The sequence below is a fragment of the Sphingopyxis sp. genome (assembly GCF_050725655.1).
Lineage (GTDB): Bacteria > Pseudomonadota > Alphaproteobacteria > Sphingomonadales > Sphingomonadaceae > Sphingopyxis.
In genome coordinates, this window is record NZ_JBOHHT010000098.1 from 17,448 (window position 1) to 29,055 (window position 11,608).

The following is an 11,608-nucleotide window of genomic DNA, read 5'->3' on the forward strand; positions in this document are numbered from 1 at the left end:
TTTTTTTTTATGCCGAGTCGCGACTCGCGAGAAAATATCGACGGCGATCGGATGGCCTTGCCCGCGAGTCGGTTCGGATTTTGAATCCGAAAATGCTGCAGGGCTGTTACAAAAATGCTGCAACGAATCCGCTTGTTGCTAATGCCGGACTTATCCACAAGCGCAGGCAGCCCGAGCCAACTTTTCGTGCATTTTTTTGTTGGCGACCCGAAAGCTTCATGTCAGCTTCAAATCATCGGAAGACAGAGACGACAGACCACCGGGACATCAAGGGTAGTTGCAAGACTAGCCAGAAGAGAACGGGCGGATTGACGAGGAAACCTACCGATAGCCTGATCACGGAACGTAGCGATTCCCACGAGTTGATACGGACCCGATCGGGTACAGGAAATGCAGTCCATCGCTTGGACAGCGATTGCTTCGGCAGACGCAAGAAGAGATGATGAAGGGCTTTCCAGGTGCGGCCGGCCCCCGAAAGGGGGCCGACCAAACCGTCGCCGGATTGTTCCGGCGTGCGCCGCAACGCATCGTTTTGCGGGCTGCTGATCGCAAGAGAAGCGGACCGGGATGAAGTGAGGTGGAGTGCGTGGGGCAAAGCCGGATAGTGGGGGTTGGCAGCGATGTCGGCCCCCATTTCGTATGCGCGGCGGCGGAGTGCCCTACATTATAGCCGCACCGATGCTGCAGGCCGCATCCCACCCCATTTTTTTTCACCCCTGTGACTTTCGTCACACCAACGTCAAACGCGGCTGCTTAGTGGCGTCTTGCGACCCGGAGACGTTCCCGATCAGGAACCGATCCCACTTTCCCGGCCGAGCCCACGCGGGTCGGCCGGGAACCTTTCGCTCCCGACCCGCATTATTTCATCATCGTTGAAACGATGTCCGGGCGCGACCGGACGTTCACATGTTCGCCGGGTATCGGCGTTTACCCGGCCGGTTCAGGGAAGGGAAAATCATGGGTCTTATCATCACATTGATCGTCGGCGGCGTCATCGGCTGGTTGGCGAGCATCGTCATGCGCACCGATGCGCAGCAGGGCATCATCCTGAACGTTGTCGTCGGTATCGTCGGCGCGTTCCTCGGCAATTTCCTCGGCAGCTTTTTCGGCATGGGCGCAAGCCTCGACACCTTCAGTCCGATCGGGTTGCTGTGGGCCTTCATCGGCGCGGTGGTGCTGCTGGGCATCATCAACCTGGTACGGCGCGGCAGCGTCCGCTGAACTGCGTGGCGGCGGCGCCATCGCGCCGCCGCCATTCTGCTAGGCGATATCAAATATTTGAGTTACCAATGTGATGCCTGCAAAGTCAGGCGCCAACATCGATCGTAGGGGGTCATCATATGACTTGGATTATCGCTATCATCATGGGCGGCATCATCGGCTGGCTCGCCAGCATCGTGATGCGCACCGACGCGCAGCAGGGCATCTTCCTCAACATCATCGTCGGCTGTATCGGGTCGATCCTCGGCCGCTTTCTGCTTCAGGGCGTGCTCGGCGGCGGACATCTGCGCGGCGACGCCTTCGATCCGATGACCTTGCTCACCGCCTTCATCGGCGCGGTGATCCTGCTCGGGATCGTCAACCTAGTGCGGCGCGGCCGGGTCCGCTGACCGTCTGTAAATAGCGGCCGGATATTCGAACCGGCCGGAACAAAAGGGTGGCCGCGATGCGCGCGCCGCCCTTTTTCGTGCCTGTAACCACTGGAAATTACACAAACATGCGCTTATGAGCCGCGCTCTGGGGCGCAGGGGGGATGGCGAAGTTTCGCCTCTTGCCAGTGGTGATTTAATTAGGTAATACACCTCGCAGTGGATTGATCCTGTTGTGCGGGGTCGAGGGGACAGGCGCGCTTGCGCCTGCCGCAGCATGATGCCGCGCAAGGCAGGGAGGGTTTTCGGCGTGAACTACGAGCGGAAAGTGGATGTGATGGACAGCCTGGCGGGCACGCAAAGCTTTTATGAAGACGCCAACGACAGCCGGCGCAAGCGGACGTTTCTGATCGTCGCGCTGGTGCTGATCGCGCTCGCGTTGGCCGCCACCTATTACGCTTTCACGCAGAGCAAGGGCGCGGCGGCCGATGCCGAAGGACAGGGCGGCGCGGCGATCCCGAACGTCACCGTGGTCATTCCCGGCCGCGTGTCGGTCGAAGCGGCGATTTCCGCCAACGGCACGATCGCGGCGCGCCGCGAAATGCCGATCGGCGTTGCGGGTGAGGGCGGGCAGGTCGTGCGCGTTCTCGTCGAGCCCGGCCAGTGGGTCGGTGCGGGGCAGACGCTCGCGGTCATCGATCGCTCGGTCCAGGCACAGCAAGCCGCGAGCCTCGCGGCGTCGATCCGCGTCGCACAGGCCGATGCCAATCTGGCGCAGGCCGAACTCGAACGCGCGCAGGCGCTTGTCGGGCGCGGCTTCATCTCCAAGGCCGACATGGATCGCAAGCGCGCAACGCGCGATGCCGCCAATGCGCGCGTGCGCGTCGCGCAGGCGCAATATGGCGAAGCCACCGCGCGCAACGACCGCCTGAACATCGTTGCACCCGCAGCGGGTCTGGTGCTGACGCGGCAGGTCGAGCCCGGGCAGATCGTCGGCGCCGGCAGCGGCATTCTGTTCCGGATGGCGCGCGGCGGCGAGATGGAAATGCTGGCGCAGATGGCCGAAGCCGATCTGGCGCGCGTCCAGGTCGGCACGCGGGCGATGGTGACCCCCGTGGGCACCGACGTCCAGATCGTCGGACAGGTCTGGCAGAAGTCGCCGGTCATCAACATGGATACGCGTCAGGGCACGGTCCGCATCGCGGTTCCGTACAGCGATGCGCTGCGTCCGGGCGGTTTTGCCGACGCGCGCCTGATCGCGGGCACGGCAGAAGCGCCGCTGCTGCCCGAAAGCGCGGTGCAGAGCGGCTCCGAGGGCAGTTTCGTGCTGGTCGTCGATGGCAAGAACATGATCAAGCGTCAGCCGGTGAAGGTCGGTCAGGTAACCGACAACGGCGTGTCGATCGCGTCGGGCCTGACAGGCAACGAGCGGGTCGTCGCGCTGGCGGGCGCCTTCCTCAACCCCGGCGACAAGGTGAAGCCGGTGGTTCAGAAATCGTCGCAATAACCGGCCGAACGGCACAGGTAGAGATTTAGTGCACAAGGGCGTTTGATCATGAGCTTTCGCAACATTTCCGCCTGGTGCATCCGCAATCCGGTGCCGCCGATTGTGATGTTCATCCTGTTGTTGCTGGCGGGCGTCGTCAGCTTCAACCGGATGGACGTCAACGACAATCCCGACGTCGAATTTCCGCTCGTCCAGGTCATCGTTGCGCAGCCCGGCGCGGCCCCGTCCGAGCTGGAAACACAGGTCACGCAGCGCGTCGAGGCCGCAGTGCGCAGCGTCAGCGGCGTCGACGAGCTGTCCTCCTATGTCGGCGAAGGCAACAGCCGCACGATGGTGCAGTTCGCGATCGGCACGCCGATCGACCGCGCCTATAACGACGTCAACCAGGCGGTGCAGCAGATCCGCAGCGACCTCCCCGAAGGCATTCTCGAACCGCAGGTCGTGCGCGTCGATGCCGCGGGCGGTCCGATCACCTATTTTGCGGTCGAAACGTCGGACATGACGCTCGAGCAGCTCAGCTGGTTTGTCGACAATACGGTCGCCAAGGATTTGCTGTCGATCCCCGGCATGGCGAAGGTCAGCCGCTCGGGCGGTGTCAGCCGCGAGATTCGCGTCATCCTCGATCCCGCGCGCATGCAAAGCTATGGCCTCACCGCGAGCCAGTTGAACCAGCAACTGCGTCAGGTGAACGTCAACGCCGCAGGCGGGCGCACCGAAATCGCCGGCTCCGAACAGGCGGTGCGCGTGCTCGGCAACGCCGAAAACGCCTTCCAGCTCGGTGAAACGAACATTTCGATCGGCAATGGGCGGACGATCCGCCTGTCCGACGTGGCAAAGGTGACCGACGGCTACGCCGAACAGCGTAACCTGGCGAAGATCAACGGGCGGCAGGTGCTGAGCTTCTCGATCGAAAAGGCGAAGGGCTCGTCGGACGTCACCGTCCATGACGAGGCAATGAAGAAGCTCGCCGAGATCAAGAAGGCGAACCCGCAGGTCGAATTCAAGATCCTCTTCACCAAGACCGAATATGTGAAGGAGCAATATCGCAGCTCGATGCTCGCGATGATCGAGGGCGCGATTCTGGCCGTCGTCGTTGTGTTCCTCTTCCTGCGCGACTGGCGCGCGACGTTGATCAGCGCGCTCGCGATCCCGCTCTCGGCGATCCCGACCTTCTGGTTCATGGACATGATGGGCTTTTCGCTGAACGGCCTGTCGTTGCTCGCGCTCAGCCTTGTGGCCGGCGTGCTCGTCGACGATGCGATCGTCGAGATCGAGAATATCGTCAGGCACATGCGCATGGGCAAGACGGCGTATCAGGCGTCGATCGACGCCGCCGACGAAATCGGCCTCGCGGTCGTCGCGACGACGATGTCGATCGTCGCCGTCTTCCTGCCCGTCGCGCTGATGCCCGGCATTTCGGGCCAGTTTTTCATCCAGTTCGGCATGACCGTCGTGTTCGCGGTGCTCGTCAGCCTTGCGGTGGCCCGCATGATCACACCGATGATCGCCGCCTATTTCCTGTCGGCGCAGGGCGAACAGGACCACGCTTCGGGCCCCTGGGTCGATCGTTACGAGCGCCTTCTTGCATGGACGCTCGACAACAAGAAGCATCATGCGATCCGCGCGCGTTATGAGGCGCACCCGACGAAGCTCGCCTATCTGGCGCTGCCGCTGATCCTTGCCGGGCTGTCGATCCTCTATGCAATCTACGTCTATTTTCAGCCGGTGCCGGTCGGGCAGGATGCGCCCAACACCGCGATGTACTTCCTGTTGAAGACGCCGGTCGACGCGATCCTCGCCTATCTGGGTGTAGCCTTGCTGATCATCCTGCTCGGCGCGCTCGCGTGGCTGATCGGTATGCGCCAGCCGGGCTTTACCAACTGGGCGAAGTTCATGGTTCAGCGTGCCTGGGCGCGCCTGTTCGACCATCGCGTCTGGATCGTCGGGGTCGGCGCCGCGTCGCTTGCGATGAGCGTCTTCCTGCTGTGGGTCCTGCCGCAGCAGTTCCAGCCGACGATCAACAGCGACTACAGCCAGATCCGCTATGAATTGCCGCCGGGCTCGACGCTTGCGCAGAGCGAGACGATCTCGGATCAGATCGCCGCGATCCTGTCGAAGGACAAGAATGTCGAAAACGCCTTTTACGAGGTGAATGTCTCCGACGGCGGGGTCTATATCACGCTGAAAAAGAGCCGCGAGCTCACCAGCGTCGATTGGGAGCGCAGCCTGCAGCCGCAAATGGCGGCGATCCCCGACGCGCGCGTGACCTTCCAGAGCCAGTCGGGCGGTTTCTCGGGCCGCGACATGACGATGGTCATCGGCGGCGACGATCCGGTCGCGCTCGAACAGCATGCGCGCCTGATCGTGTCCCAGATGGAAAAGCTGAAGGAAGTGCGCTCGCCGCGGATCGAGGGCGACATTCCGCGCCCCGAAATCATCGTGACGCCGCGCCTCGACCTCGCCGCCGAACTCGGTGTGACGACATCGGCGCTCAGCCAGACGATCCGTATCGCGACGCTGGGCGACATCGACCAGAACGCGGCCAAATTCTCGCTGTCCGATCGCCAGATTCCGATCCGTGTGCTCCTGTCCGAAGATTCGCGACGCAGCCTTGCGACGATCGAGAATCTGCCGGTGCCGACTGCGCGCGGGACGACGGTGCCGCTGAAATCGATCGCCTCGATCGGCTTTGGCTCGGGGCCGACCGAGCTCCGCCGTTACAACCAGACGCGGCGCATCGTGATCGGGGCCGACCTCGCACCGGGGTTGGTCACGGGCGATGCGCAGAAAAAGATCGACGCGCTGCCTGCGGTCAAAAACATGCCGCAGGGCATTCGCAAGGTCATCCAGGGCGACGCCAAGTGGCAGGCCGAACTGATCACCAATTTCATGATCGCGGTGGTCTCGGGCCTCCTGCTCGTCTTCTCGACGCTGGTGCTGCTCTATCGCCGCTTCCTGTCGCCGCTGGTCAACATGTCGTCGCTGCTGCTCGCGCCTCTGGGCGGTCTGCTCGGCCTCTGGATCACCGGCATGGAGGTTTCGATGCCCGTCTATATCGGGTTGTTGATGCTGCTCGGCATCGTTGCGAAAAACTCGATCCTGCTCGTAGATTTCGCGATCGAGGAGATGGACCATGGCGTCGAGAAAAACGCCGCGCTGCTCGATGCCGGGCGCAAGCGTGCGCAGCCGATCGTCATGACGACCGTCGCGATGGTCGCGGGCATGGTGCCGACAGCCCTGTCGCTGTCGGGCGACGGAGCATGGCGCCAGCCGATGGGCGTCGTCGTGATCGGCGGCCTGATTCTGTCGACGCTGCTGACGCTGCTGATCGTCCCCGCGGGGTTCAGCCTTGCCGACAGCATGGAAAAGCGCCTCGGTCGCTTCTTCTCCGGCAACCTGCTCACCTATCGCAAGGGCGACGATACAAAGCCGCACGGCGCGCCCGCGCCTGAACCGGCGGAGTAATGAAGGCGGGCCGGCGCGGTAAGCGACTGCGCCGGTTGCAACCTTTGCGGCATTTCGCCATTTGGTTCGTATGACCGACCGCACGCTTTCCCGGCCGATTGGCGTCGCCATCCCGGCAAGGGGATCGAATATCCGCGTCGTCGCGACGGGCCTGCTCGTCGTCATGGCGCTCGTCTTTCTCGGCGCGAAATATTATCAGGACGTCCATCCCGCGATCGGTTTCGTCCGCGCCTTTGCCGAGGCGGCGATGGTCGGCGGGCTTGCCGACTGGTTTGCGGTAACCGCGCTGTTCCGTCACCCGATGGGCATCCCGATCCCGCACACCGCCATCGTGCCGCGCAACAAGAACCGCATCGGCGATACGCTGGCGCGCTTCCTGCTCACCAATTTCTTGCTGCCGCGCCTGATCGCGCGCAAGATGCAGGCGGTCGATGTCGCGGGTGCGGTCGGCAAATTCCTGTCCGAACCGGGCGAGGGCGGCGGTCGGCTGCGGCTCGGCGCATCGCGGATCATCGCCGACGGTTTGGGCGCGCTCGACCAGCAGCGGCTGGGCGGCATGGTCAAATCGGCGATCGCCGACCGCCTGCGCGAACTCGACGTCGCGCCCTTGCTCGGGCAGGCGCTACAGGCCGCGCTCGCCGAGGGGCGGCACCAGCCCTTGCTCGACGCGATGGTCAAATGGGGATCGAAGACGCTCGAACTCAACGAGCATCTGATCCACCAGATGGTGCACGACAATTCGAACGCGATCGTGCGTTTCACCGGGCTCGACGAAAGCATCTCGAACCGCATCGTCGCGGGCCTGTCGAAGCTGCTCAGCGAAATGGCGGTCGACGAGACGCATCCCTTGCGCATCCGCGTCGAGGAAGGGCTCGCCAAGATGGCGCTCGACCTGCAGCACGATCCCGAGGTGAAGGCGAAGGTCGCGAAGGTCCGCGACGAACTGCTCGAGAACAGGGCGGTCAAGCGCTGGCTCGACGGCTTGTGGGAACAGGGCCGCACCGCGCTGCTCAAGGCTGCGCGCAACCCCGACACGATGCTCGCGGGCCGCATCGGCGAACTCGTCACCCAGTTCGGCGCGATGCTGGGCGAGGATGCCGGCATCAAGCGCACACTCAACCGTTATGCGCGCCGCGCCGTGGTCGGCGTCGTCGACAGCTATGGCGAGACCGCGCTCAAGCTGGTGTCGGACACGATCCGCGGCTGGGATGCGAAGACGATCACCGACCGGCTGGAGAATGCCGTCGGCGACGACCTGCAATATATCCGCATCAATGGGACGCTGGTCGGCGGATTGGTCGGCGTGCTGATCCACTCGGTCGATGTGCTGATCTAAAACGAACTCATTCGTCATTCCCGCGAAAGCGGGAACCCAGCGAGCCAGCGTTGCTGCTGCGTTCCCGCTTTCGCGGGAATGACGGGCGTAGTTAAGTCAAGCTCGCTAACCCCTCGCGAAAACTAGGATAGCGCGGCGTCCAGTCGAGCAGCCGTTTTGCCTTCCCATTCGCAACGCGGCGGTTCTCGGCATAGAACGCGCGGGCGGCGGGCGACAGACCGGCCTCGTCGAGCGTCTGCAACGGCGGCAGCGGCTCACCCAGCATCGCACAGCCCCTTTCGACCAGCTCGTTCTGATGGCACGGCTCGTCATCGGCCAGATTATAAACACCCGCCGGTCCCCTGAACGATGCCATTACGCCGCCCGCGATGTCATCGACATGGACGCGGCTGAACACCTGTTCGGGCAGGTCGATGCGATGCGCGCGGCCCTCGGCGATGCGACCCAGGATCGAGCGGTCGGGGCCATAGATGCCGGGGAGGCGAAAGATGCGGACATCGCTGCGCAGGATGCCCCAAGCCGCGTCGGCGGTGTTGCGGTCGGGACGGCGGCCTTTGATGGCCGCGCTTTCGTCGACCCATGCCCCGCCGGTATCGCCATAGACCCCGGTCGACGAAAGATAACCGACCCAGCCCGCCGGAGCGAGAGCGACGGCATCGCCGTAGCGTGCGAGAACCGGGTCGGCGCCCTCGGCCGGCGGCACCGACGACAATATGTGCGTCGCGCTGCGCAGCGCGCCAAGCACCGCTCCCTCATCGGCAAAGGCGATGCTGTCCTCGCGTCCGTCCTGCGTCGTCCCCGTCACCTCCCAGCCGCGCGCGCGCAGCCGATCCGCGAGGTAGCTCGCGGCATAGCCCATTCCGAAAATCAGCATCTGTCCCATCGCGCCCTTATTGCGCGCCCGCGGCGCCGCGCCTAGATCGCTTATCATGACCGACGCCTCCTCAACCCCCGCCATCCCTGTCACCATTTATCGCAGCGACTATCGCGCGCCCGAATGGCAGGTCCCCGACATCGCGCTCGATTTCGCGCTCGGGATCGACGCGACGAAGGTCGGCGCGGCGCTGTCGGTCGTGCGCCAGGCCGATGCGCCGGTGCCGCTCACGCTGCGCGGCGATGGACTGACCCCGGCGGCGGTGCGCGTCGATGGCGAAGTGTGGAACGATTGGCGGATGGACGGCAGCGATCTGATCGTCGATCTGGGCGAGCGCAGCGCGGCGACGGTCGAGGTCGATACGGTGATCGACCCCGCATCGAACACCCAGCTTTCGGGGCTTTATGCCTCGGGCGGGCTGCTCTGCACCCAGTGCGAGGCCGAAGGCTTCCGCCGCATCACCTTCCATCCGGACCGTCCCGACGTGCTTAGCCGCTACAAGGTGCGGATGCAGGGCGACAAGGCCGCGTTCCCGATCCTGCTGTCGAACGGCAATTGTATCGAACAGGGCGAAGAGGGGAGCGATCATTGGGCGCTGTGGGAAGACCCGTGGCCGAAACCTTCCTATCTCTTCGCGCTCGTTGCCGGCGACCTTGTCGTCAACAAGGACAGCTTCACGACGACGTCGGGGCGCGAGGTCGAGCTCGGCATCTGGGTTCGGGGCGGCGATGTGGAGCGCACCGGCCATGCGATGCAGGCGCTGAAGGACAGCATGAAATGGGACGAGGAGGTCTATGGCCGCGAATATGACCTCGACCTGTTCAACATCGTCGCGGTCAGCGATTTCAACATGGGCGCGATGGAGAACAAGGGCCTCAACGTCTTCAACACCCGCTATATTCTCGCCGACCCCGACACCGCGACCGACGTCGATTATGACGGGGTCGAGGGCGTCGTCGCGCATGAATATTTCCACAATTGGTCGGGCAATCGCGTCACCTGCCGCGACTGGTTCCAGCTAAGCCTGAAAGAGGGCTTCACCGTCTTTCGCGACCAGAGCTTCTCCGCCGACATGGGATCGCCCCCGGTCAAGCGCATCGAGGATGTCCGCCTGCTCCGCGCCGCGCAATTCCCCGAGGATGCGGGGCCGCTCGCGCATCCGATCCGCCCTGACAGCTTCCAGGAAATCTCGAACTTCTACACCGCGACCATCTATAACAAGGGCGCCGAGATCATCCGCATGATGGCGACGATGGTCGGCCCCGAGCGCTTCCGCAAAGGCACCGACCTCTATTTCGACCGTCACGACGGCGAGGCTGCGACGTGCGAGGATTTCGTGCGCGCGATCGAGGAAGGCGCGGGGATCGACCTCGCGCAATTCCGCCGCTGGTACGAGCAGGCGGGAACGCCGCGACTCAAGCTGTCGCTGGTCGAAGACGAGGGCGCATGGTCGCTCGACGTCGTGCAGACGGTGCCGCCGACGCCCGGCCAGCCCGAAAAGCAGCCGATGATGATGCCGCTGCGCCTTGCTGCCTTTGCGATGGACGGCAGCGGCGACGCACTCGCCGACACTTTGGTCACCATAACCGGTGCGACCCAGCGTATCGCGCTCGGCAAATTTGTCGGGCGTCCGGCGCTGTCGGTCAACCGCGGCTTTTCGGCGCCGATCATCGTCGATTTCGAGCGCGGCCCGGGCGAACTCGCCTGGCTCGCCGCGCATGACGACGACCCGTTCGCGCGCTACGAAGCGTTGCAGCAATTGATGCTCGACACGCTCGTAGCCGCGGTATCGGGCAAGACAGGCGATAATCAGGCAGTGATCGACGCGGTCGGCCAGACGCTCGCCGGTGCGGGAAATGACCCCGCCTTCGTCGCCGAGGCGGTGCTGCTGCCCAGCGAAGCCTTTGCCGGCGACCAGATGGTCACCGTCGATCCCGATGCGATCCGCCGCGAACGGCTCGCCTTACAGGCGGCAATCGGCGCCGCGCTTGAAACGAAATGGCGCGCGATCCTTGCGGGCAGCGCCCCGCCCGCGACCGATCTGTCGCGCAAGGCCAAGGGCGGTCGCCGCCTGCGCGGTGTCGCGCTCGCCTATCTCGCGGCAACCGGAGCCGACGACGCGCCCGCGCTCGCGTTCCGTATCTTCTCCGACGCCGACGGCATGACCGAACGGCAGGCGGCGCTCGCGACGCTCGCGCATGGCGACAGCGACGAGCGCGCCCATGCGCTCGACATTTTCTATCAACGCTATCGCGACAATCCGCTCGTGCTCGACAAATGGTTCCAGGTGCAGGCGTGGTCGCTGCGCGCGGACACCGTCGATGCGGTGAAGGCGCTGGCGCAGCACCCCGACTTCACGCTCGCGAACCCGAACCGCGTACGCTCACTCTATGGCGCGCTGACGGGCAATCAGGCGGCGTTCCATCAGGCCGACGGCGCGGGCTATCGGCTGATCGCCGAGCTCGTCATCGCGCTCGACCCGAAGAATCCGCAGACTTCGGCGAAGATGATCCCGTCGCTCGGCCGCTGGAAACGTTTCGACGACGCGCGCCAGGCGCTGATGAAGGCTGAGCTCGAACGCATCCTCGCGCAGCCCGGCCTGTCGCGCGACGTGACCGAGCAGGCTTCGAAGAGCCTGGTGGGCTGATGTCTGCTCAGGGGTAGGAAGCGGACGTCTCCTGCTTTCGTCATCCCGGACTTGATCCGGGAACTATTGCGCGACGGTAGCCGTGGACCCCGGATCAAGTCGGTGACTGTCCCTTTCGAACCTGTAGCTGTTCCCCGGCGAAGGCCGGGGCCCAGGGCGTCATCGGGCGACCGTGGCTTTTCAACGCTCT

7 protein-coding genes are annotated in these 11,608 nt (G+C 64.2%); 6 read left to right on the plus strand and 1 reads right to left on the minus strand.

The window, feature by feature from the left end; translation table 11 throughout:
* The first annotated feature begins 957 nt into the window (after nt 1–957).
* The 5 genes from ACREBX_RS15150 to ACREBX_RS15170 all read left to right on the plus strand — a co-directional run bounded on the left by ACREBX_RS15150 (nt 958) and on the right by ACREBX_RS15170 (nt 7,897).
* Entirely contained in the window at nt 958–1,221 is a 264-nt protein-coding gene (locus tag ACREBX_RS15150) for a GlsB/YeaQ/YmgE family stress response membrane protein (RefSeq protein ID WP_431562576.1), read from the plus strand.
* Nucleotides 1,222–1,340: 119 nt separating this feature from the next.
* Complete coding sequence (locus ACREBX_RS15155) at nt 1,341–1,610, plus strand: GlsB/YeaQ/YmgE family stress response membrane protein (RefSeq protein ID WP_431562577.1); 270 nt, start codon at nt 1,341–1,343, stop codon at nt 1,608–1,610.
* A gap of 289 nt (nt 1,611–1,899) precedes the next feature.
* On the plus strand, nt 1,900–3,096 hold the full coding sequence (locus tag ACREBX_RS15160) for an efflux RND transporter periplasmic adaptor subunit (protein ID WP_431562578.1): 1,197 nt from the start codon (nt 1,900–1,902) through the stop codon (nt 3,094–3,096).
* 48 nt (nt 3,097–3,144) lie between these two features.
* Entirely contained in the window at nt 3,145–6,561 is a 3,417-nt protein-coding gene (locus tag ACREBX_RS15165; RefSeq protein ID WP_431562579.1) for an efflux RND transporter permease subunit, read from the plus strand.
* A gap of 70 nt (nt 6,562–6,631) precedes the next feature.
* Nucleotides 6,632–7,897, plus strand: a complete 1,266-nt coding sequence (locus ACREBX_RS15170) for a DUF445 domain-containing protein (RefSeq protein WP_431562582.1) — start codon at nt 6,632–6,634, stop codon at nt 7,895–7,897.
* Nucleotides 7,898–7,988: 91 nt separating this feature from the next.
* On the opposite strand, the gene ACREBX_RS15175 is transcribed toward ACREBX_RS15170, so the two are convergent.
* The gene (locus tag ACREBX_RS15175) at nt 7,989–8,780 is read right to left on the minus strand and encodes an SDR family NAD(P)-dependent oxidoreductase (RefSeq protein ID WP_431562583.1); all 792 of its coding nucleotides are present in this window, start codon (nt 8,778–8,780) and stop codon (nt 7,989–7,991) included.
* A gap of 46 nt (nt 8,781–8,826) precedes the next feature.
* On the opposite strand from ACREBX_RS15175, the gene pepN reads away from it, so the two are divergent.
* On the plus strand, nt 8,827–11,418 hold the full coding sequence (gene pepN, locus ACREBX_RS15180; protein ID WP_431562580.1) for an aminopeptidase N: 2,592 nt from the start codon (nt 8,827–8,829) through the stop codon (nt 11,416–11,418).
* The last annotated feature ends 190 nt before the right edge of the window (nt 11,419–11,608 follow it).